This window comes from Agromyces sp. GL_144, assembly GCF_057834305.1.
On sequence record NZ_CM174399.1, the window covers coordinates 2228663 to 2250465 of the forward strand.

A 21803-nucleotide genomic window follows, 5' to 3' on the forward strand; every position below is an offset into this window, starting at 1 on the left:
AGGAAGAACCCCATGAACCGCCAGAAGCGACGCACCGGCCGCCGGCACCCGCTCGCAACGGTCGCATTGCTCGCGATCGGCCTCGTCTTCACCGGTGGCGCGTACGCCGCGCTGAGCGCGGGCACGACCGCGCAGGCCGAGTCGTCCGCCACGTCGCAGCAGACCATCGATGAGGGCAAGAAGCTCTTCCAGGCCAACTGCGCGACCTGCCACGGTCTCTCCGCGCAGGGCACCGACAACGGCCCCAGCCTCATCGGCGTCGGCGCCGCGGCGGTCGACTTCCAGGTCGGCACCGGTCGCATGCCCATGCAGATGCAGGGTCCGCAGGCTCAAGCGAAGCCGGTCCAGTTCACCGACGAGCAGGTCAAGCAGCTGGCGTACTACGTCGCCTCGCTCGGCCCCGGCCCCGACATCCCCTCCGACCACCTCGTCAACGGTGGTGGCGACGCCGCCAACGGTGCCGAGCTCTTCCGCATCAACTGCGCCATGTGCCACAACGTCGCCGGTGCGGGCGGCGCTCTCACCGAGGGCAAGTTCGCTCCCCCGCTGACCGAGGTCTCGGGCGTCCACATCTACGAGGCGATGGTCACCGGGCCGCAGAACATGCCCGTGTTCAACGACCTGAACATCTCGCCCGAAGACAAGCGCGACATCATCACGTACCTCAAGTACGTGCAGGACAACCGGTCCCCCGGCGGATTCGAGCTCGGTTCGCTCGGTCCCGTCGCCGAGGGTCTGTTCATCTGGATCTTCGGTCTCGGCGCGATCGTCGCGATCACCGTGTGGATCACGGCGAAGTCCAACTAGCGCACGCCGGTACCGAAGTACCTGAAGAAGGAGAACCATGGCCCAGGACGACAACAGCGGAGCTGAACTCGCCGCTGCCGACTCGTCGCATGCCGCGCACGAATCCGATGCCTCACCCGGCACCGCGCTGATCGTTCAGGACGCGTTCGAGAACCCGGGCTTCCCGGCGCACCGCCCTCGTGTGACGGATGAGAACCCGAAGCGCGAGAAGCGCGCGCAGCGCACGGTCTACACGCTCTTCTACCTCTCGATCGTCGGGAGCCTGTGGGCGGTCGCCGCCTACATGCTGTTCCCGATGGAGTCGCACAATCCGGGCGATGTGCGCCTGAACAATCTCTACTTCGGTCTCGGAGCGGCGCTCGCACTCCTCGCACTCGGCATCGGCATCGTGCACTGGGGCAAGTCGGTCATGCAAGACGTCGAACTCGTCGACGAACGGCACCCGCAGGGCGGCTCCGCCGAGACGCAGGCTGCCGCGGTGAAGGTCTTCACCGACGCCGACAAGGAGTCCGGATTCACCCGGCGATCGGTCATCCGCAACAGCCTCATCGCCGCGATCGTGGTCTTCCCGCTTCCCGCGGTGGTCGCATTCCGCGGGCTCGCACCGCAGGACCAGCTTCCGGTTCCCCTGCTCAGCCACACGATGTGGCGCAAGGGCACTCGACTCGCGCTCGACCCGAGCGGTGCTCCGATCAAGGCGTCCGACGTCACCATGGGCAGCGCATTCCACGTCATTCCCGAGGGACTCAACGACCTCGAGCACGGCAAGCTCGACGAGAAGGCGAAGGCCGCGGTCCTGCTCATGCGCCTCGACCCGGCTGATCTCCACCCGAGCCCCGGTCGCGAGGGCTGGGCGTACGACGGCATCGTCGCCTACTCGAAGATCTGCACGCACGTCGGTTGTCCTGTCGCGCTGTACGAACAGCACACGCACCACCTGCTCTGCCCGTGCCACCAGTCGCAGTTCGACATCAAGCACGAGGCAGCGGTTATCTTCGGGCCGGCCAAGCGGCCGTTGCCCCAGTTGCCCATCGCCGTCGATGACGAGGGCTACCTCATCGCGCAGAGCGACTTCACCGAACCCGTCGGCCCGAGCTTCTGGGAGCGCCATTGAGCACCGCATCGCCCACCACTGACACGCAGAAGCGGTCGTTCACGACCTCTGCGGCCGTCTACGTGAACGAACGCACGAGCATCGCGGGCTTCATCAAGGAGCTCGGCCGCAAGGCGTTTCCCGACCACTGGTCGTTCCTGCTCGGCGAGGTCGCGCTCTTCTCGTTCGTCGTCATCCTCATCTCCGGCACGTTCCTGACGTTCTTCTTCCACGCGTCGATGACCGAGCTGCACTACGACGGCTCGTACGTGCCGCTCAAGGGCGTCGAGATGTCCGCCGCCATGGCGTCGACCCTCGACATCTCGTTCGACATCCGCGGCGGCCTGTTCGTGCGTCAGATGCACCACTGGGCGGCACTGCTGTTCGTGGCCGCCATCGGCCTGCACATGCTGCGCATCTACTTCACGGGTGCGTTCCGCAAGCCTCGCGAGTTCAACTGGGTGATCGGCTTCACGCTCTTCATCCTCGCGATGGCCGAGGGCTTCACCGGCTACTCGCTCCCCGACGACCTGCTCTCGGGCAACGGCCTCCGCATCATCGACGGTCTCGTCAAGGGAATCCCGGTCATCGGCACGTGGACCTCGTTCCTCATCTTCGGGGGCGAGTTCCCCGGAAACCAGGTGGTGGGCCGCCTCTACTCGCTGCACATCATGCTGCTGCCGGCGCTCGTGATCGCCTTCATCGCGCTGCACCTCGTGTTCGTGGTCGTCCACAAGCACACGCAGTACGCCGGCCCCGGCAAGACCCAGCAGAACGCCGTCGGTCCGCCCATCCTGCCGATCTATGCGGCGAAGGCGGGTGGCTTCTTCTTCATCATCTTCGGTGTCATCGCTCTCATCGCGGCGCTGTTCACGATCAACCCGATCTGGAACTACGGCCCATACGACCCGTCGCCGGTCTCCGCCGGAACGCAGCCCGACTGGTACATCGGCTTCGCCGATGGCGCGCTCCGCCTCATCCCGCCGGGCTGGGAGTTCGTATGGCTCGACCGCACCTGGTCGTTCAACATCATCGTGCCGCTGATCGCCATCGGCATCTTCATCGTGCTCGTCCTCCTGTACCCGTTCATCGAGGCGTGGATCACGGGCGACAAGCGCGAGCACCACATCGCCGATCGTCCCCGCAACGCACCGACCCGCACTGCGATCGGCGCCGCCGGTGTCACGTTCTACGCGGGCCTCTGGGCCGCTGCGAGCTCGGACATCCTGGCGACGCACTTCTGGCTGACCATGGAGGGCGTCATCCACGCGATCCAGGCCGTCGTCATCATCGGTCCCTTCATCGCGTTCTTCATCACGAAGCGCGTCTGCATCGCGCTCCAGAAGAAGGACCGCGAGATCGTCCTGCACGGCTTCGAGTCCGGCCGCATCGTCCGCCTCCCCGGTGGCGAGTACATCGAGGTGCACGAGCCCCTCGACGAGTACGACCGCTGGCGCCTGGTGAGCTTCGAGAGCTACACACCGCTCATGATCCGCCCCAACGCGCGCGGCAAGATCACAGCGGGCCAGCGCTTCCGCGCTTCGCTCTCACGGTGGTTCTTCGAGGACCGCATCGCTCCCGTCACCAAGGGCGAACTCGAGTCCGGTCACGGCGAGCACCACTGACGGCCGACCCGCTGAAGCGCAACACCGATTCGGGCACCGGATCCACGTCGTTCGACACGACCTGGTTCCGGTGCCCGAACTGCATTCACGATCTCATGCCCGTCGACCGCCTCGTCATCGGCTGCGAGAACGGGCATCGTTTCGATGTCTCGAAGCATCGCACGGTCACGCTGTTGCCGCCCAGGGCGCCGCGTACGATCGGCGACGACCGTGAGATGCTCTCCGCTCGAGCGGCACTGCTCGACAGCGCCCTCTACGGGCCGATCGCCGAGGCCGTGAGCAGCGCGAGCCTGCTCTGGTCGACGACCACACGCGACGGCACGTCGGCGCCGCCGCGCATCGCCGACTTCGGCAGCGGCACCGGCTACTACTCGAGTGCGGTGGCGCAGGCCAACCCGGACTCGCCCGTGCTCGTCGCGGATCGCTCACCGGTCGCTGCACGGTTGTCCGCACGCGCGATCGCCGGCGCCACCGGCGTCGTGCTCGACATCTGGCGCCCGCTCCCCCTGCGCGACGACATCGTCGACATCGCGCTCAACATTTTCGCCCCTCGCAATCCACCGGAGTACGCGCGGGTCATCCGCCCAACCGGCATCCTCATCGTGGTGGTACCGAGAGAGAACCATCTCGTCGAGCTGCAACACGACGGGGCGATGCTCTCGATCGCCGACGACAAGCAGGGCCAGGTCGCTGCCGCACTGGCCCGGAACGGCTTCGTCGCCGGGTCTCGCACGCACGTCGAGTACGAGGCCTCGATCGACGCCGCACAGCGCGAGCTGCTCACGGCGATGGGCCCGACCGCGCACCATCGCGACGCCGCAGCGTCGCAGACGGCCGTTCATCGCCCTCACGAGACCAGGGTCACCGTCGCCGTCGATGTCATCACGTTCCGTCGAGCCACGGAAGACGACAACGCCTGATCGGGGCCATTGATTCGGGCGGTTCACACTGAACGGTGTACCTCGGGTCGAAACGTCGGCGATACTGTGGGCGTGGAGTACGTGTCCAGAGCGCCGCGATCCCCGTTGGACGAGCTCATCGACGACGTCTACTACCTGCAGGGCACGCCGCCGTATCGCCGGTTCATGCTGCCGGCCTCGCCGGCAGCATTCCTCATCGTGAACCTCGGAGCGCCGTTCCGGATTCGGGGCGGCGGCGATACCGGCACGTCCGAGTACGCCGACGGATGCGCGGTCACTCCGCCCACCCGTGCGTTCGAGTTCGGATACCCCACTCCGACCCTGTCCGTCGGCGTTCACTTCAAGCCGTGGGGGCTGGCGCCATTCCTGCCGATGCCGGCAAGCGAACTGTGCAACCGACCGGTGACGGTCGAGCTGTTGTGGGGCCGGCCCGCCGTCGTCGCGCTGCATGAGCGGTTGAAGTCGGCGGACGGGCCGAACGAGATGCTCACGTTGCTCGAGAAGGCGCTGCTGGCACGGTTGCGTGACACCCCCGGACTGGGACTGGTCAGCCGTTCGTGCCGACGCATCGCGGCGACCAACGGGGCGGTGACGGTCGACGAGCTGAGGCGGGAGGCCGGTGTCAGCAGCACCTATCTCGCACAGCGGTTCAAGGAGTTCGTCGGCATCACGCCGAAGCGGCTGGCCCGCAGCTACCGCTTCGCCATGACCGCATTGGCGATCAACCCTGCCGAACCGATCAACTGGGGCGACGTCGCTGCTGGAGCCGGGTACTTCGACCAGTCCCACTTCAGCCACGACTTCCGTTCGTTCACCGGGCTCACGCCGACCGAGTACATCGACGTTCGGCGACGGTTCTCGCGCGAGCATCCCGGCAACGAACTGGACAGCTGGCCGCTGCCAGTCGATTGATTTCCTACAAGAGCCACGGCGCACGCAGATCCTAACCTGAAGGCATTCCAATCAGAGGAGAGCTCATGGGCAACGTCGTCATGAATGCCGCGGTATCGGTGGATGGCTTCATCGCTGACGAGAAGGACGATCCGGGTCCGCTGTTCGAGTGGTTGGTCAGCGGTGATGTGCCATTGGACGAGAGCGGCGTGTTGAGGGTGTCGCAGGCATCGTACGATCACGTGCGGCCCTACTGGGACCAGGTCGGCGTGACCATCGCCGGCCGACACGTCTTCGACCTGACGGACGGCTGGGACGGCACTCCTCCGAGCGGGGTCGATCACGTGGTCGTCGTGACGCACCGGCCGGCGCCCGAGGGCTGGGACCCTGACGCGCCGTTCCACTTCGTCGACGGCATCGCGGCGGCCGTGGCCAGGGCGCGGGAGCTCGCAGGTGACCGCATCATCGAATTCGCCGCCGGCGACGTCGGCGGCCAGGCATTCGCCGCGGGGCTGATCGACGAGGTGCGCATGGACATCGCACCCGTGGTGTTCGGGTCCGGCAAGCGCTACTTCGGTTCGCTCGACACCCAGCACGTCCTCGAGGATCCCGACGTGGTGATTCAGGGCAATCGAGTGCTCCACCTGCGCTACCGCGTACGGCGTCGATCGATCTGAGGCGGCAGGTGAACTCCCCCTCGGTTTCTGCCCGAGCGGGTGTCGAAGCGCCGAGAAGACGAGGGAGAGGCCCCGAGTGATGCGGAACGGCCCCCACAACGCGTTGTGGGGGCCGTTCCGAGCGTGCTGGAGGTCAGCGGGCGAAGTTGCCCCGGTAGTACTCGTAGACCCAGCCCACGAGGCTGATGACGCCGAGGCCGACCGCGATGAAGCTGATCCAGAACCCGACCGCGAGGCCGAGGAAGAGCAGTGCCGCGGAACCCGCGAGCATGATAGGCCACCAGCTCCAGGGGCTGAAGAACCCGAGCTCGGGGTCGCCGTCGTCGATGTTCGCGTCGAGACGGTCCTCAGGGAGCTCGGCGCCCTGCGCCTTGTGGACCCGTCCGAGATAGAAGGCGATGAACGCCGCGAGCACCGCGCTCAGCGAGATCGCAACGAGACCGACCCACTCGACACCGGGTTCCACCTCGTCGATCGCGCTCCAGGCGATGTAGATCGCCGCGGCGATCGCGAAGAATCCCGCCAGGATCCAGAAGAGAATCACATTCGCGCGCACTTACTTGACTTCCTTCGTCTCGACGTCGAACACGGGCGCATCAGGAGCATCCTTGCCCGCACCGATGCCGACGGGGATGCCGGCCTCGGGGTGGTTCAGGTCGAATGCCGGGGACTCCGAACGGATGCGCGGGATCGAGGTGAAGTTGTGGCGCGGGGGCGGGCAGCTGGTCGCCCACTCGAGCGAGCGGCCGTAACCCCACGGGTCGTTCACCGTCACCTTGGGGGCGCGGCGGGCCGTGATGTAGACGTTCAGGAAGAACGGGATCATCGAGATCGCGAGGATCGCCGAACCGATCGTCGAGAGCTGGTTCATCCACGTGATGTTGTCTTCGGGCAGGTACGAGTAGTACCGACGCGGCATCGCGACCACGCCCAGCCAGTGCTGGATGAGGAACGTCGTGTGGAAGCCGATGAAGAGCAGCCAGAAGTGCCACTTGCCCAGCGTCTCGTTGAGCATCTTGCCGGTCCACTTCGGCCACCAGAAGTAGAACCCGGCGAACATGGCGAACACGACGGTGCCGAAGACGACGTAGTGGAAGTGGGCGACGACGAAGTACGTGTCGGACACCGCGAAGTCCAGCGGCGGCGAGGCGAGGATGACACCGGTGAGGCCACCGAAGACGAATGTGATGAGGAAGCCGATCGTCCAGACGAGCGGCGTCTCGAACGTGATCGAGCCGCGCCACATCGTGCCGATCCAGTTGAAGATCTTCACACCCGTTGGAACGGCGATGAGCATCGTCATCACGGAGAAGAACGGCAGTAGCACCGACCCGGTGACGTACATGTGGTGCGCCCACACCGTGATCGAGAGCGCCGCGATCGCGATCGTCGCGTAGACGAGGGTCGAGTAGCCGAAGATCGGCTTGCGGCTGAAGACCGGGAGGATCTCGGAGACGATGCCGAAGAACGGCAGCGCGATGATGTAGACCTCGGGGTGGCCGAAGAACCAGAACAGGTGCTGCCAGAGGATGACTCCGCCGTTGGCGGGGTCGTAGATGTGCGCGCCGAACACGCGGTCGGCGCCGGCGGCGAGGATCGCGGCCGCGAGCACCGGGAAGGCCATGAGCACGAGGATCGAGGTGACCAGCGTGTTCCAGGTGAAGATCGGCATGCGGAACATCGTCATGCCGGGCGCGCGCATCGTGATGATCGTGGTGATGAAGTTCACCGCGCCGAGGATGGTGCCGAAGCCGGAGAGACCGAGGCCGAGCATCCAGAGGTTGCCCCCGACGCCGGGCGAGAAGGTCGTGGATGCCAGCGGCTGGTAGGCGAACCATCCGAAGGAGGCCGCGCCCTGCGGCGTGAAGAAGCCCGAGACCGCCATGAGCGAGCCGAAGCCGAAGAGCCAGAACGCGAACGCGTTCAGACGCGGGAAGGCGACGTCGGGCGCACCGATCTGCAGGGGCATGAGCACGTTGGCGAACCCGGCGAACAGCGGCGTCGCGAACATGAGCAGCATGATCGTGCCGTGCATCGTGAAGAGCTGGTTGTACTGCTCGCGCGTCTGCACGATCTCGAGGCCGGGCTCGAAGAGCTGGGCGCGGATGATCAGCGCCATCACGCCGGCGATGCAGAAGAAGACGAACGACGTGATCAGGTACATGTACCCGATGACCTTGTGGTCGGTGGAGGTGATCCACCGCACGAGGACATTGCCCTTGCGCTCGACCTTCGACGCGCCGAAGGGAAGGCTGCTCGACTGCGGCCGAGCCGGTGCGGTCGTGGTGGTCATTCGCCTTCGTGCTCCTTCAGTTCGGGCGCGCCCGTGCCGGGCAGGTTCTGGTTGCGGTCGTACTCGTTGGAGAGCTGCCCCTCCTGGCCGAGGTCGCGCAGGGAGTCGATGTACTGCTCGTACTCGGCGTCGGAGACGACCTTCACGTTGAAGAGCATCAACGAGTGGTACTCGCCGCAGAGCTCGGCGCACTTGCCCTCGTACGTGCCCTCGCGCTCGGGCACGAACGACATGTAGTTGGTCTTGCCCGGGAACATGTCCTTCTTGTAGAGGAAGTCCACGACCCAGAACGAGTGGATGACGTCGCGCGACTCGAGCTCGATCTCGACGTTCTTGCCGACGGGCAGGTACAGCGTGGGCACCTCGGACTCGACGAGCGAGCCGTCGGGACCCTCGTCGGAGAGCTGGCCCTGGATGCCGGGCGAGTAGACGTCTTCGTTCACGTAGTTGAAGTCCCACGCCCACTGCTTGGCGATGACCTCGACCTTGACGTCGATCTGGTCATCGGCGAAGCGCTGCTCGATGGCCTCCTGGTCGCGGGCCGTGAAGGCGAAGAAGCCCAGCACCAGGATGAGGGGGACGATCGTGTAGAACACCTCGATCGGCATGTTGTACCGGAGCTGGACCGGGAGGCCGGTCTGCCCCTTGCGGCGACGGTAGGCGATGACGGCCCAGATCGTCAGGCCCCAGGTGATGACACCGACGACGAGCAGCACGATCCACGACGTGACCCACAGGCCCGAGACGCGCTCGGTGTGGTTCGTGACGGGAGGCTGCCCCTCCTCGAAGCCCGGCAGGAACCCGTTCAGCTGAGCGGTCGTGCACCCTGCGAGGACGAGGCTGAGCGACGCTGCGATCGGGATAGCAGCCCATCGGAGACGGCGATTGTGGCGCACCGGTGACCTTTCGGGAGACTCGAAGGCGCTTCACAGCGAAGCGCATGATCGATGGATAGCCTACTCCGACTCGACCGGGCTGGCGTGCAAGGGACCCTCGTTTTCCGGGCATCCGCGCGTCGATTTCCGCGATCATCGGCGCAAAGAGAAAGGGAGGCTGCCATCGGCAGCCTCCCTTCGCGGAGTCGAATGCGGTGTTTCAGTGGAACGAGTCACCACATGCACAGCTTCCCTGTGCATTGGGGTTGTCGATCGTGAAGCCCTGCTTCTGGATGGTGTCCTCGAAGTCGATCGAGGCGCCGTCGAGATAGGGGACGCTCATCTTGTCGACGACGACCTCGACGCCCGAGAAGTCCACGACGGCGTCGCCGTCGAGCATTCGCTCGTCGAAGTAGAGCTGGTAGATGAGGCCCGAGCAGCCGCCCGGCTGCACGGCGACACGCAGGCGCAGGTCGTCGCGGCCCTCCTGTTCGAGAAGGCTGCGGACCTTGTCGGCCGCCGTGTCGCTCAGCTTCACACCGTGTTCGGTGTCGGTGATGGTGTCGCTCATGTCTCTCCTCGGTGCGTCGAAGAACGCCTGATGTCTGATCGGATTCTACCCGCTCCGGCTGCGGATACGGCCTGAGTTCAGGATTGCGTCGCGCCCCGCGCGTCGAGTCGCGCGAACAGGAGCGCCTCGCTCAGCAGCGCCCGCTTGAAGACACCGAGGTGCAGCGACTCGTTCGGGCTGTGCGCGCGCGAATCGGGATCCTCGACGCCGGTCACGAGGATCTGCGCCTCGGGGAACTCCTCGACGAGTTCGGCGATGAACGGGATCGACCCGCCGACGCCGATGTCGATCGGGGCCCTGCCCCAGGCATCCGTCATCGCGGCACGCGTCTCCTCGACGGCCCAGCCGCTCGTGTCGACGAGGAAGGCCTGGCCGCGGTCGACGTCCTCGAAGCCCAGCTGCACACCGAACGGCGCGTTCGCCTCGAGATGCGTTCGGATCGCCTCGTACGCCTCGCCCGCGTCCTGCCCGGGTGCGATGCGCGCGCTGATGCGCACGCGCACCTCGGGCACGAGGGTGTTCGACGCGTTCGCGACATCCGGCGCGTCGATGCCCGTGACCGTGACCGCCGGCTGCGCCCAGATGCGGGAGAGGATCGACCCCGTGCCGATGGGGGTCACGCCGTCGACGAGCCCCGTCTCGGCACGGAGCTGCGCCTCGTCGAAGGCCGGCGGCTCGAGGTCGGCGCTGGAGAGCCCGGAGATGGCCACGGATCCGTCGGCGTTCCACATGGTGTCGAGCACGCGGATCGCGGCGAGCATCGCATCGGGCACCGCTCCCCCGTACATGCCCGAGTGGGAGGCGTGCGAGAGCGTGCAGATGCGCACGTTGAACGCCACGGCGCCGCGGAGCGCCACCGTGATCGCCGGGGTGTCGAGGTCCCAGTTGCCCGAGTCGGCGACGATGATCGCGTCGGCGGCGAGGAGCTCACGGTTCTCGCGCAGGAAGTTCGCGAACGAGCGCGACGCCCACTCCTCCTCGCCCTCGATGAACACGGCCAGGCCGAGGTCGAAGTCGCCGGCGGCCTCGGCGAAGGCGCGGATGGCGCCGACATGCGCCATGACGCCGGCCTTGTCGTCTGCGGCGCCTCGCCCATAGAGGCGGTCGCCGCGCTGCGTGGGCTCGAACGGCGCGGTCTCCCAGTCCTCGTCCTTGCCGGGCGGCTGCACGTCGTGGTGCGCGTAGAGCAGCACGGTCGGCCGCCCGTTGCGCGCCGGCCGGCTCGCGACGACCGCGGGCCGGCCGAGCTCGGAGCCGTCGTCGACGAGTGCCCGGCGCACCTCGACGAGCTCGAAGACGCCGGTGTCCTGGAGCAGCCCGGCGACCGCCTCGGCGCTCTGCGCCACATGGGCCGGGTCGAAGGCGGGCCAGGAGACGGACGGGATGCGGACGAGGTTCGCGAGGTCGGCGACGGTCGAAGGGAATCCGACGTCGACGGCGTCGCGGATCGCGTCGACGACGTCTGGATTCGGAGCGGATGCGGGGCCGGTGGGTGTGGGCTCGGTCATGCCGGTAATCTTAAGGGAACCGATTCGAGGGACCCCCGTGGCAAAGCAACCCACCAACAGCGATGACCCGAGCGCCGAGACGCTCGAAGAGACCCAGGCCCGTCTGAAGGCCGGCAAGGGCGTTCCCACGCCGAGCCGCGCCGAGCAGGAGGCCGCCCGCAAGCGCCCGCTCGTGCCGAACGACCGCAAGGAGGCGGCCAAGGCGGCGAAGGCGAAGGAGGCCGAGGCCCGCGAGCGCGCCCGAGTCGGCATGGCCGCCGGCGACGAGCGCTACCTCCCGATGCGCGACCGCGGCCCGCAGAAGAAGTTCGTGCGCGACTACGTCGACGCGCGCTTCAGCATCGGCGAGATCCTGATCCCGGTGATGTTCGCCGTGATCATCCTCACGTTCATCCCCGACGCGCAGGTGCAGGCGATCGGCATCCTCGCGCTCTGGTCGTTCTTCCTCATCGCGATCGTCGACGTGATCGTGCTCGGGCAGCTGCTCACGCGCAAGCTTCGCGCGAAGTACGGCGACAAGGCCGAGCGCGTGCGCTGGTATGCGGCCATGCGCGCGCTCCAGCTGCGCATGCTCCGCCTGCCCAAGCCGCAGGTCAAGCGCGGTCAGTACCCGAGCTGACGCGCACGCGACAGCACAGACGACGGCCGGCGGCGGATGCCCCGGCCGTCGTCGTCTCCGCGTGAGCGGGACGCCCGCGGGTGCGGCTCGTGCACCGGCCGCGGCGGCAGCCGGGAGCGAACGGGATCCGGGACTCAGGCCCGGCGGAACGCCCCGCCGCGAATGAGCGGCACGCGCGTCTCCTCATCGGTGAGCGACCCGTGCTGCCCGATCATGCCCTCGGCCTGCCGGTTCGCCTCGCGTCGGTCGTAGTACGCGATGCCGGCACGGGCTGCGACGAGGATGTCGCCGATGCGCGGGCGCACGTCGTCGGCGACCGGGCCGTAGAGGCCGGCGTCGATCGCCTCGTCGCGGGAGAGCACCCACGAGCGGTGTCCCTCGGCGCCGCGCCACCGCGTCAGGAGGGCGTCGCGCTCCCCCGCGTCGAGCCGGGGTTCGAGGTACAGCGACAGGAACCGCGGCTCTCCGCCGACGTGTCGCACGCCCGCGACGAGCTCGGGCTTCGCGTCGACGAACACGTGGCGGTGCGATGGGACGTCGACCACGCCGTGGTCGGCGGTCACGAGCAGGCCCGCGCCACGCGGCATCCGCTGCTCGAAGGAGGCGACCTCGGCGTCGAGCTGCTCGAGCAGGCCGAGCCATCGATCGGATTCCCAGCCGTGGGCGTGCGACGCCTGGTCGAGCTCGGGCACGTAGAGGTAGATGAGCGGCGCCGTGCGCGAGTGCAGCAGCTCGAGGGCCGTGGCGAAGCGGTCCGAGATCGAGGCCGCCGCACGGTACTCGGCTCCGCGCAGCACCGCCCGCGTGAACCCCGAATCGGCGTACCGCGCGGCGCCGATCGCGATCGGGTCGATGTCGATGCGCTCCGCCCGCTCGAACGCCGTCTCGCAACGCTGCCAGGTCTCGGGCACCATCGCGGCGTCCCATCCGCTCAGCTGGTTGACGAGCCGGTCGTTCGCGGCGTCGAGCGCGCGATAGCCGACCAGGCCGTGCTCGCCCGGCAGCCGACCTGTGGTCAGGCTCGCGAGCGCCGCGGCCGTCGTCGACGGCAGCACGGTGCGGATGACGTCGCGCTTGGCCGTGCGACCGGAGAGGAAGCGCGCATGGCCGGCGCGCGCCTGGAGGTTGGCCGCGCCGAGCCCGTCGACGAGCACGACGACGACGCCGGATGCCGCGGGCAGGCCGAATGCGTTGTCATGACCCCCGAGGCTCGCGATCGAACTGCCAAGGACGTCGGTGAGGCGCGGAACGGCGTCGGTGGGCACCGGTAGCATGGCAGGCATCGCGCCCAGTCTCGCACAGGCAGGGCGCGCCCTTCATTCCCGGCGTGAGCCCACCAGCAGCAGAGAACACGGATGACCCGAGCCAAGAACCCGCCCGCTGAAGAACCGATCGTCGAGCGCATCGAAGACGTCGACGTCGCCACCGAGATGCAGGGCTCGTTCCTCGAGTACGCGTACTCCGTCATCTACTCGCGCGCCCTGCCCGATGCCCGTGACGGCCTGAAGCCCGTGCAGCGGCGCATCCTCTTCGGCATGAACGAGATGGGCCTGCGCCCCGATCGCGGCCACGTCAAGTCCTCGCGCGTCGTCGGCGAGGTCATGGGCAAGTACCACCCGCACGGCGACACGGCCATCTACGACACCCTCGTCCGCATGGCGCAGGCGTTCACGCTACGCGTGCCGCTCGTCGACGGGCACGGCAACTTCGGTTCGCTCGACGACGGCCCCGCGGCATCCCGGTACACCGAGGCCCGGCTCACCGCCGCGGCCATCGCCATGAACGACGGCCTCGACGAAGACGTCGTCGACTTCGTGCCGAACTACGACAACCAGTTCATGCAGCCCGCCGTGCTGCCCTCCGCCTACCCGAACCTGCTCGTGAACGGAGCGAGCGGCATCGCGGTCGGCATGGCGACGAACATGGCGCCGCACAACCTCATCGAGGTCGTCGCCGCTGCGCGACACCTGATCGCCCACCCCGACGCCACGCTCGACGACCTCATGGAGTTCGTGCCGGCGCCCGACCTGCCCTCCGGCGGCACGATCGTCGGCCTCGCCGGCATCCGCGACGCCTACGCCACCGGCCGCGGCAGCTTCAAGACCCGCGCCAAGGTGCGCATCGAGCCCATCACCGCGCGCAAGACCGGACTCGTGGTCACCGAGCTCCCCTATCTCGTCGGCCCCGAGAAGGTCATCGAGAAGATCAAGGACGGCGTCAACTCCAAGAAGCTCAGCGGCATCTCCGACGTCACCGACCTCACCGACCGCACGAACGGACTGCGCCTGGTCATCGGCATCAAGACCGGCTTCAGCCCCGACGCCGTGCTCGAGCAGCTCTACCGGCTCACCCCGCTCGAGGACTCGTTCAACATCAACAACGTCGCCCTCGTCAACGGCGGGCCGCAGACCCTCGGCCTGCGCGAACTGCTGCAGGTCTACGTCGACCACCGCATCTCGGTCGTCACGCGTCGCTCGCAGTACCGCCTCGCACGACGCAAGGAACGCCTGCACCTGGTCGACGGCCTGCTCATCGCGATCCTCGACATCGACGAGGTCATCCAGGTCATCCGCTCGAGCGACGACACGGCGGCGGCCCGCACGCGGCTCATGGAGGTCTTCGACCTCAGTGTCGTGCAGACCGACTACATCCTCGAGCTCCAGCTGCGGCGCCTCACGAAGTTCTCGCGCATCGAGCTCGAGGCCGAGCGCGACAAGCTGCGCGCCGAGATCGAGGAGCTCGAGGCGATCCTCGCCAGTCGGCACCGCATCGAGGCACTCGTCTCCGACGAGCTCGCCGAGATCGCCGAGAAGTACGGCACGCCTCGCCGCACGCTCCTCACCGATGCGCGTCCGGTCGCCACGGGGGCCGCGGCCAAGCGTGCCGCCGCGATCCTCGAGGTGGCGGATGTCCCGTGCCGGGTGTTCCTCTCGTCGACGGGCCGCATCGCCAGGGTCGACCTGCAGCCCGGCGAGGCCGGCACCCCGAGCATCACGGTGCCTTCCCGCCGCAGCAAGCACGATGCGATCCTCTCGATCCTCGACACGTCGAGCCGCGCAGAGATCGGCGCCGTCACGAACCTCGGCCGCCTCATTCGCTTCACCGCGGTCGACGTGCCCATGCTGCCGCCGAGTTCCGTGCAACTCGGTGCCGGCGTGAAGATCGGCGACTACCTCGGCCTGCCCAACCGCGACGAGAAGGTGCTCGCACTGGTCTCGCTCAGCGCCGACCGCTCGATCGCGCTCGGCACCCGCCAGGGCGTGGTCAAGCGGGTCTCGACCGGGGCATATCCGAACAAGCCCGAGTTCGAGGTCATCGGGCTGAAGGCCGGCGACGAGGTGGTCGGTGCGGTCCAGGGCGGTGAGGGCGACGAGCTCGTCTTCGTCGCATCCGACGCGCAGCTCCTGCATTTCCCGGCGGCGACGGTACGCCCGCAGGGCAGCCCGGCGGGTGGCATGGCGGGCATCAAGCTCGGCGCGGGTGCACACGTCATCCACTTCACGAGCCTTCCGGCCGAGGCGCTCGAGAACACCGTGGTCGTCACGATCGCGGCCGGCAGCGACACGCTGCTCGGCGTCGACGCCGGCAGCGCGAAGGTGAGCGAGTTCTCGGAGTTCCCCGCCAAGGGGCGTGCGACCGGCGGCGTTCGGGCGCAGCGGTTCCTCAAGGGCGAAGACGCGCTGCGCCTCGCCTGGGCCGGTCCATCGCCGGCGCTTGCGGTCGCAGCCGACGGCGCAGCCCGCCAGCTGCCCGACACGGGCGCCAAGCGCGATGCGTCGGGTCAGCCGCTCGAGGCGCATGTCGCGGCGATCGGCACACGCGTCTCCTGACTCCATCGCGCCGCCGAGCAGGCGGCGAAATGCAGCACGCGGCGGCCGATCGGCCGCCGCGTTCTGCATCTCTCGGGTGCTGCGTCAGGCGTCGATGCGCTCGCGCTCGAGGCCGTCGGCGCTCTCGACGATGAACTCCTTGCGCGGTGCGACCTCGTTGCCCATGAGCAGCTCGAAGACGCGCCCGGCGTTCTCGGCATCGCCGAGGCCGACACGGCGCAGGGTGCGCTGACGACGGTCCATGGTCGTGGTCGCGAGCTGGTCGGCGTCCATCTCGCCGAGTCCCTTGTATCGCTGGATCGGATCCTGATACTTCTTGCCCTGCTTCTTCAGCGTCGCGAGCACGCCCGCGAGCTCGGCCTCGGAGTAGGTGTAGATCGTCTCGTTGGGCTTGGAGCCCGGATTCATGACGACGACGCGGTGCAGCGGCGGCACGGCGGCGAACACCCGCCCCTCTTCGATCATGGGGCGCATGTAACGGAAGAACAGCGTGAGCAGCAGCGTGCGGATGTGGGCGCCGTCGACGTCGGCGTCGCTCATGATGATGACCTTGCCGTAGCGCGCGGTCGCGATGTCGAAGCTGCGCCCGGAGCCGGCCCCGATCACCTGGATGATCGACGCGCATTCGGCATTGCCGAGCATGTCGGCGACGCTGGCCTTCTGCACGTTCAGGATCTTGCCGCGGATGGGCAGCAGCGCCTGGTGCTCGCTGTCGCGGGCGAGCTTGGCCGTGCCGAGCGCCGAATCGCCCTCGACGATGAACAGCTCGCTGTGCGCGACATCGGTCGACCGGCAGTCGACGAGCTTGGCGGGCAGCGACGAGCTCTCGAGCGCGTTCTTGCGACGCTGGGTCTCTTTGTGGGCCCTGGCCGAGATGCGCGACTTCATCTCGGCGACGACCTTGTCGAGCAGCAACGCCGACTGCGCCTTGTCATCGCGCTTGGTCGAGGAGAACCTCGCCCCGAGCTCTTTGGTGAGCACGTTCGAGACGATGGCGCGTACGGCCGGGGTGCCGAGCACCTCTTTGGTCTGCCCCTCGAACTGCGGCTCGGGAAGGCGAACGGTGATGACGGCGGTGAGGCCGGCCAGCACGTCGTCCTTCTCGAGCTTGTCGTTGCCCGCCTTCAATCGGCGCGCATTCTGCTCGACCTGCTGGCGGAGGAACTTGAGCAGCCCCTGGTCGAACCCGGTCTGGTGCGTGCCGCCCTTGGGCGTGGCGATGATGTTGACGAACGACTTCACGATCGTGTCGTAGCCGGTGCCCCAGCGCAGCGCGATGTCGACGACGCATTCGCGCTTGAGCTCGGTGGGCACCATCGCGCCGCCGTCGGTGAGCACGGGCACCGTCTCGGAGAACGTGCCGGTGCCCGTGAGGCGCCAGACGTCGGTCAGCGCCGAATCGACCGAGAGGTGCTCGACGAACTCGGAGATGCCGCCCTCGAACTGGAACGACGTCGTGTGCGGCACCTCGCCGCGCTCGTCGGTGACGTCGATGGCGAGCCCCGGCACGAGGAACGCGGTCTGACGAGCGCGGCCGACGAGCTCGTCGGACTGGAACTCGGCGCCCTTGGTGAAGATCTGACGGTCTGCCCAGTAGCGGATGCGCGTGCCGGTGACGCCCTTGGCGACCTTGCCCACGACCCGGAGCTCGCTGCGCTGCTCGAACGGCGTGAAGGCGGCGTCGGGCGACGGCGCACCCGTGTCGGCGAAGATGCCGGGCTCGCCGCGGTGGAAGGACATGGCCCAGGTCTTGCCGTCACGATCGACCTCGACGTCGAGGCGCTCGGACAGCGCGTTCACGACGGAGGCGCCGACACCGTGCAGGCCGCCGGAGGCCGCGTAGGAGCCGGAGCCGAACTTGCCGCCGGCGTGCAGCTTGGTGAAGACGACCTCGACCCCGGAGAGACCCGTCTTGGGTTCGATGTCGACGGGGATGCCGCGTGCGCGGTCGCGCACCTCGACGCTGCCGTCGGGATGCAGCGTGACACCGATCTCGCTGCCATGACCGGCGAGCGCCTCGTCGACCGAGTTGTCGATGATCTCCCAGAGGCAGTGCATGAGACCTCTGGAATCGGTCGACCCGATGTACATGCCGGGTCGCTTGCGCACGGCCTCGAGGCCCTCGAGCACGGAGAGATGGCGGGCGGAATAGTCGGAGCTCACGTCGACCAAGCCTACTGAGCACCGCCGACGCTCGAGCACAGGCGCTACGCGCTGAGCGAAATGCCCGGCCCAACGGAAGGGCTGGGGCCTCCGGCGTGTTTACATTGATGAACGGATTTCGCGAACGTGAGCCAGGAGGAGGAGCCATGACCCAGCACATCGAAACCAACGGTGCGGTCGAGGAACTCGAGACCCCGTACGAGCTCACCGCGCTCGATCGTTGCGACGCATGCGGCGCCCAGGCGTACATCCGCGTGGTCGTCGGCAGCGGCGAGCTCCTGTTCTGCGCCCACCACGGTCGCAAGCACCAGGAGAAGCTCTCGCAGATCGCCCACAGCTGGCACGACGAGTCCTCGCGCCTCAACGAGCGCCCCTGACCTGACGCTCGTGACGGCTCGCAGAGCCGCCACCGACATCGAACGCCCCGAGATCGGATCTCGGGGCGTTCGACGTCTCCGGTGCGCGCCGGAACGCAGCACGGTTCCACGGCCCGAGCGGATGCCTCGATCGGGCGCCGATCGTCGCAGGTCGGGGTAGGCCCTGAGCCGTCAGGCGGTGGCGTCGGTGACGCCTGACGCGGCGAGGATCGCCCGGCGCGCGGCATCCGCGTACGCGTCGACGACACGAGCCTGCTCGCCCGCCTCGTAGTCGAGGCCTGCACGCCCGGCCATCGTGGCGAGGATGCGATCGGCGAGGTCGGGGTTCTTGGCGAGCACCGGCCCGTGCAGGTGCGTGCCGATGACCTCGCCCATGACCACACCCTCTTGACCCGATGCGCGCCCGTTGCCCTGCCCGGCACGCACTCGGCCGAGCGGTGAGCCCTCGGCGCCGATGTAGTCGCGAGCGTGGTTCTCGAAGCCGATGAGCGTGCGGCCGGTGCCACGTTCGGTGACCACGAGGTCTTCGGTCACGCGGGGGCCGGGGCGCGGCACGGCCCGACCGGGGAGGATGCCGAGGCCCTCGACGACGGTGCCGTCGGGCCGCTCGACGCCCCAGGAGAGCAGTTCCCACCCGGTGCCGACGGCGAGGATCGGAACCCCCTCGGTGCCCCAGCGGCGAAGCTCGTCGTGAAGGTCGAGCAGAAGCTCGCGGCTGCGTTCCAGCGACGCGTCGCTGCCCGAGCCGAGCACGATGGCGTCGACCTGATCGGGCAGTTCGGCACGGGACTCGACGGCGACGACACGCGCCTCGAGTCCGGCCCATGCAGCGCGGCGTGCGAGCACGGCCGCGTTCTCGGCGTCGCCGTTGGTGTTCTGCAGCGACGGCAGGAGCGCCACGATCGTGAGGGTCATTCCGCTCCCGTGAGTCCGAGGTGGGCGCGGGTGCGCCGCATCGAATCGGCCGAGAAGACGATCGTCTTCGTGCCGGATGCCGGCGCGGGCGCCGCGAGGAAGTCGTCGAGGGCGCGGCCGAGGTCAGGCTCGACGCGATCGATCTCGACGCCGTCGTAGGCGAGCATCAGTGCGGCCTCGGCCGCCTTGGAACCGGACACGATCGACACACGGCCGAGGGACGAGGCATCCGTCGGCCAGAAATATGAGGGATCGCGCACATCGGAGCCGATCGCGAAGAGGATGTCGCTCGTGCCGTCCTCGATGCTGTCGACGTTGAGCTGGTAGCTCGCGGGGTTCTGCACGAGCACGAAGTCGACGTCTTGGTCGCGCACCCGAACGCGTTCTCCGCGACCGAACACTGCGGGGATGGACGCCAGTGCCTCGTTCGCGGTGCGAGCGGAGAATCCCTCGCCGAGTACCGACTTCGCCGTGACATAGGCGGCGGCCGCGTCGACGGCATAGTGCACTCCACGTGCGGGCAGGGTCGTCGTGATGAACGTGCGTCCGTCGTTGAGCAGGGCTGTACGGCCGTCGACGCCCCCGACGATGACCCCGTCGCCCGGCTCGATACGATCGCGCGACGTCTCGGTGTAGCCGAGGCCTCGCGGTGAGGCGTCGAGCACCGCCTGCGAGACGCCGAAGCGGTGCACCGCGACATCCGGCCGCACCTTCTCGGCGAGACGAGCCAGATAGGCGTCGTCGCCGTTCACGACGACGGCCTCGTTCGCCCGCGCGGCGATGCGCGCGAGCATGCCGGCGACCATCTCGGAGTCGTGGAACCGGTCGATCTGGTCGACCATGACGTTCATGAGCGTGACGACGCGCGCGTCGACACCCTGCATGACGAGGGCGCCATGCCCTTCGTCCATCTCGAGCACGGCCATCTCACCGGGCACGCGGCCCCGCCAGTCGGCGCGCTCGAGCAGCGCCGAGGTGAGGCCCTGGCTGATGTTCGCCGTCGACGGGTTCGTGAACACGTCAACATGGTGGGCGCGCAGGATCGCGACGAGCATCTTGGTGGTCGTCGACTTGCCGCTCGATCCGGTCACGATAACGAGGCCCTGCGGGAAGCCGGAGAGCGTGCGCTTCAGGTAGTTCGGGGCGATGCGGTTGACCACGAGGCCGGGCACCGCGGAACCGCCGCCCGGCTTGCGCAGCCGGGCGGCGATTCGGGTGAGCCTGCCGACGAGGATCGCCGGCGCATAACGCAGGGTTCCAGCTGGCACCGCCGGCCTACTCGAGGTAGTCGCGCAGCGACTGCGACCGCGACGGGTGGCGCAGCTTCGCCATGGTCTTCGACTCGATCTGGCGGATGCGCTCGCGCGTGACGCCGAACGTGTCGCCGATCTGGTCGAGGGTCTTCGGCATGCCGTCGCCGAGGCCGAAGCGCATGCGGATGACGCCCGCCTCGCGCTCGCTCAGCGAGTCGAGCAGCGACTCGAGCTGCTTCTGCAGCATCGTGAAGCCCACCGCGTCGGCCGGCACGACCGCTTCGGTGTCTTCGATCAGGTCGCCGAACTCGCTGTCGCCGTCTTCGCCGAGCGGGGTGTGCAGCGAGATGGGCTCGCGGCCGTACTTCTGCACCTCGATGACCTTCTCGGGGGTCATGTCGAGCTCGCGGCTCAGCTCTTCGGGCGTGGGCTCGCGACCGAGGTCTTGGAGCATCTGGCGCTGCACGCGGGCGAGCTTGTTGATGACCTCGACCATGTGCACCGGGATGCGGATGGTGCGGGCCTGGTCGGCCATGGCGCGGGTGATCGCCTGGCGGATCCACCACGTCGCATAGGTCGAGAACTTGAAGCCCTTGGTGTAGTCGAACTTCTCGACCGCACGGATGAGGCCCAGGTTGCCCTCTTGGATGAGGTCGAGGAACTGCATGCCGCGACCGGTGTAGCGCTTGGCGAGCGAGACCACGAGACGCAGGTTCGCGCCGAGCAGGTGGCTCTTGGCACGCTGGCCGTCTTTCGCGACCCACTGCAGCTCACGGCCGAGCTGCGAGCGCTTCTCGGCGTCGGTCATGTGCGAGAGCTTCTCTTCGGCGAACAGGCCCGCCTCGATGCGCATCGCGAGCTCGACCTCTTCGGCCGCGTTCAGCAGCGCGACCTTTCCGATCTGCTTCAGGTAGTCCTTGACCGGGTCGGCCGTGGCACCGGTGATGGCGCTCGAGTAGACCGGGACGTCGTCTTCGTCGTCGACCGCGCGGAGCACGAGCGCCCCGGTGGGGTGCGGCTCGACCGCGACGGGCTTCTCGTCATCGTCGCCGTCGGATGCCGCGGCATCGGTCTCGTCGACGACCGCATCGACCTCGACCTCTTCGGCCTCGTCTTCATCGTCGCCGGCCTTCGCGGCTCCGCGGGGCTTCGTCGTCGCCTTGGCGGTGGTCTTGCGCGGCGTCTTGCTCGCCGTGGTGGTCTTCGCGGCGGCCTTCGTCGCGGCCGCCTTGGTGGTCGACTTCGCGGCCGTCGCGCGACCGGCGGGCGTCTCCGCCTCGGCCTTCGCGGGCGTCGCAGCCTTCGTCGTTGCCATTGGTGAACCTCTCCTACATCGCACGGCGCACCCCTCGGGAGTGCGGATCGTGGTGGCCCGAACGTTTTCGG

19 protein-coding genes are annotated in these 21803 nt (G+C 68.1%); 9 read left to right on the plus strand and 10 right to left on the minus strand.

The window, feature by feature from the left end:
* The first annotated feature begins 12 nt into the window (after window positions 1-12).
* From qcrC to AC3IPY_RS10125, 6 genes are all read left to right on the plus strand, one after another.
* Window positions 13-807: a cytochrome bc1 complex diheme cytochrome c subunit gene (qcrC, locus tag AC3IPY_RS10100; RefSeq protein WP_489184161.1), complete on the plus strand. Its 795-nt coding sequence runs from the start codon at window positions 13-15 to the stop codon at window positions 805-807.
* Window positions 808-844: 37 nt separating this feature from the next.
* Window positions 845-1921: a cytochrome bc1 complex Rieske iron-sulfur subunit gene (gene qcrA, locus AC3IPY_RS10105; protein WP_489184162.1), complete on the plus strand. Its 1077-nt coding sequence runs from the start codon at window positions 845-847 to the stop codon at window positions 1919-1921.
* Entirely contained in the window at window positions 1918-3525 is a 1608-nt protein-coding gene (qcrB, locus tag AC3IPY_RS10110; RefSeq protein WP_489184163.1) for a cytochrome bc1 complex cytochrome b subunit, read from the plus strand. Before qcrA ends, qcrB begins: the two co-directional genes overlap by 4 nt.
* A gap of 95 nt (window positions 3526-3620) precedes the next feature.
* Window positions 3621-4445: a class I SAM-dependent methyltransferase gene (locus tag AC3IPY_RS10115; protein ID WP_489184164.1), complete on the plus strand. Its 825-nt coding sequence runs from the start codon at window positions 3621-3623 to the stop codon at window positions 4443-4445.
* Between the two features lie 105 nt (window positions 4446-4550).
* Window positions 4551-5357: a helix-turn-helix domain-containing protein gene (locus tag AC3IPY_RS10120; protein WP_489184165.1), complete on the plus strand. Its 807-nt coding sequence runs from the start codon at window positions 4551-4553 to the stop codon at window positions 5355-5357.
* Between the two features lie 65 nt (window positions 5358-5422).
* Window positions 5423-6013, plus strand: a complete 591-nt coding sequence (locus AC3IPY_RS10125; RefSeq protein WP_489184166.1) for a dihydrofolate reductase family protein — start codon at window positions 5423-5425, stop codon at window positions 6011-6013.
* Between the two features lie 133 nt (window positions 6014-6146).
* Here AC3IPY_RS10125 and AC3IPY_RS10130 read toward each other — a convergent pair whose 3' ends face one another.
* The 5 genes from AC3IPY_RS10130 to AC3IPY_RS10150 form a co-directional block, all read right to left on the minus strand.
* The gene (locus tag AC3IPY_RS10130; RefSeq protein ID WP_489184167.1) at window positions 6147-6569 is read right to left on the minus strand and encodes a cytochrome c oxidase subunit 4; all 423 of its coding nucleotides are present in this window, start codon (window positions 6567-6569) and stop codon (window positions 6147-6149) included.
* The gene (ctaD, locus tag AC3IPY_RS10135) at window positions 6570-8306 is read right to left on the minus strand and encodes an aa3-type cytochrome oxidase subunit I (RefSeq protein ID WP_489184168.1); all 1737 of its coding nucleotides are present in this window, start codon (window positions 8304-8306) and stop codon (window positions 6570-6572) included.
* The gene (gene ctaC, locus AC3IPY_RS10140; RefSeq protein ID WP_489184169.1) at window positions 8303-9202 is read right to left on the minus strand and encodes an aa3-type cytochrome oxidase subunit II; all 900 of its coding nucleotides are present in this window, start codon (window positions 9200-9202) and stop codon (window positions 8303-8305) included. The genes ctaD and ctaC overlap by 4 nt, the downstream gene beginning before the upstream one ends.
* A gap of 199 nt (window positions 9203-9401) precedes the next feature.
* Window positions 9402-9752: an iron-sulfur cluster insertion protein ErpA gene (gene erpA, locus AC3IPY_RS10145; RefSeq protein WP_489184170.1), complete on the minus strand. Its 351-nt coding sequence runs from the start codon at window positions 9750-9752 to the stop codon at window positions 9402-9404.
* 77 nt (window positions 9753-9829) lie between these two features.
* A complete protein-coding gene (locus AC3IPY_RS10150) occupies window positions 9830-11260 on the minus strand; it encodes a dipeptidase (protein WP_489184171.1) in 1431 nt (476 codons plus the stop codon).
* 37 nt (window positions 11261-11297) lie between these two features.
* On the opposite strand from AC3IPY_RS10150, the gene AC3IPY_RS10155 reads away from it, so the two are divergent.
* Window positions 11298-11879, plus strand: a complete 582-nt coding sequence (locus AC3IPY_RS10155; RefSeq protein ID WP_489184172.1) for a DUF3043 domain-containing protein — start codon at window positions 11298-11300, stop codon at window positions 11877-11879.
* Window positions 11880-12013: 134 nt separating this feature from the next.
* Here AC3IPY_RS10155 and AC3IPY_RS10160 read toward each other — a convergent pair whose 3' ends face one another.
* Window positions 12014-13162 (minus strand): alkaline phosphatase family protein, encoded by a 1149-nt coding sequence (locus AC3IPY_RS10160; protein WP_489184173.1) that lies wholly within the window; start codon window positions 13160-13162, stop codon window positions 12014-12016.
* A gap of 72 nt (window positions 13163-13234) precedes the next feature.
* On the opposite strand from AC3IPY_RS10160, the gene AC3IPY_RS10165 reads away from it, so the two are divergent.
* Window positions 13235-15709 (plus strand): DNA gyrase/topoisomerase IV subunit A, encoded by a 2475-nt coding sequence (locus AC3IPY_RS10165; RefSeq protein ID WP_489184174.1) that lies wholly within the window; start codon window positions 13235-13237, stop codon window positions 15707-15709.
* 84 nt (window positions 15710-15793) lie between these two features.
* Here AC3IPY_RS10165 and AC3IPY_RS10170 read toward each other — a convergent pair whose 3' ends face one another.
* Entirely contained in the window at window positions 15794-17872 is a 2079-nt protein-coding gene (locus AC3IPY_RS10170) for a DNA gyrase/topoisomerase IV subunit B (protein WP_489184175.1), read from the minus strand.
* 146 nt (window positions 17873-18018) lie between these two features.
* Between AC3IPY_RS10170 and AC3IPY_RS10175 the strand changes: the two genes are divergently transcribed.
* A complete protein-coding gene (locus tag AC3IPY_RS10175) occupies window positions 18019-18249 on the plus strand; it encodes a DUF7455 domain-containing protein (RefSeq protein ID WP_489184176.1) in 231 nt (76 codons plus the stop codon).
* Window positions 18250-18420: 171 nt separating this feature from the next.
* Here the strand turns inward: AC3IPY_RS10175 and AC3IPY_RS10180 are convergent, their stop codons facing one another.
* Genes AC3IPY_RS10180 through AC3IPY_RS10190 form a run of 3 tightly spaced genes read right to left on the minus strand, consistent with a single transcriptional unit; the run spans window position 18421 to window position 21732 of the window.
* A complete protein-coding gene (locus AC3IPY_RS10180) occupies window positions 18421-19164 on the minus strand; it encodes a type 1 glutamine amidotransferase (protein WP_489184177.1) in 744 nt (247 codons plus the stop codon).
* Complete coding sequence (locus tag AC3IPY_RS10185; RefSeq protein ID WP_489184178.1) at window positions 19161-20432, minus strand: Mur ligase family protein; 1272 nt, start codon at window positions 20430-20432, stop codon at window positions 19161-19163. Before AC3IPY_RS10185 ends, AC3IPY_RS10180 begins: the two co-directional genes overlap by 4 nt.
* A 7-nt stretch (window positions 20433-20439) precedes the next feature.
* Window positions 20440-21732, minus strand: coding sequence for an RNA polymerase sigma factor (locus AC3IPY_RS10190; protein WP_489184179.1), 1293 nt, complete (start codon window positions 21730-21732; stop codon window positions 20440-20442).
* Window positions 21733-21803: the final 71 nt, after the last annotated feature.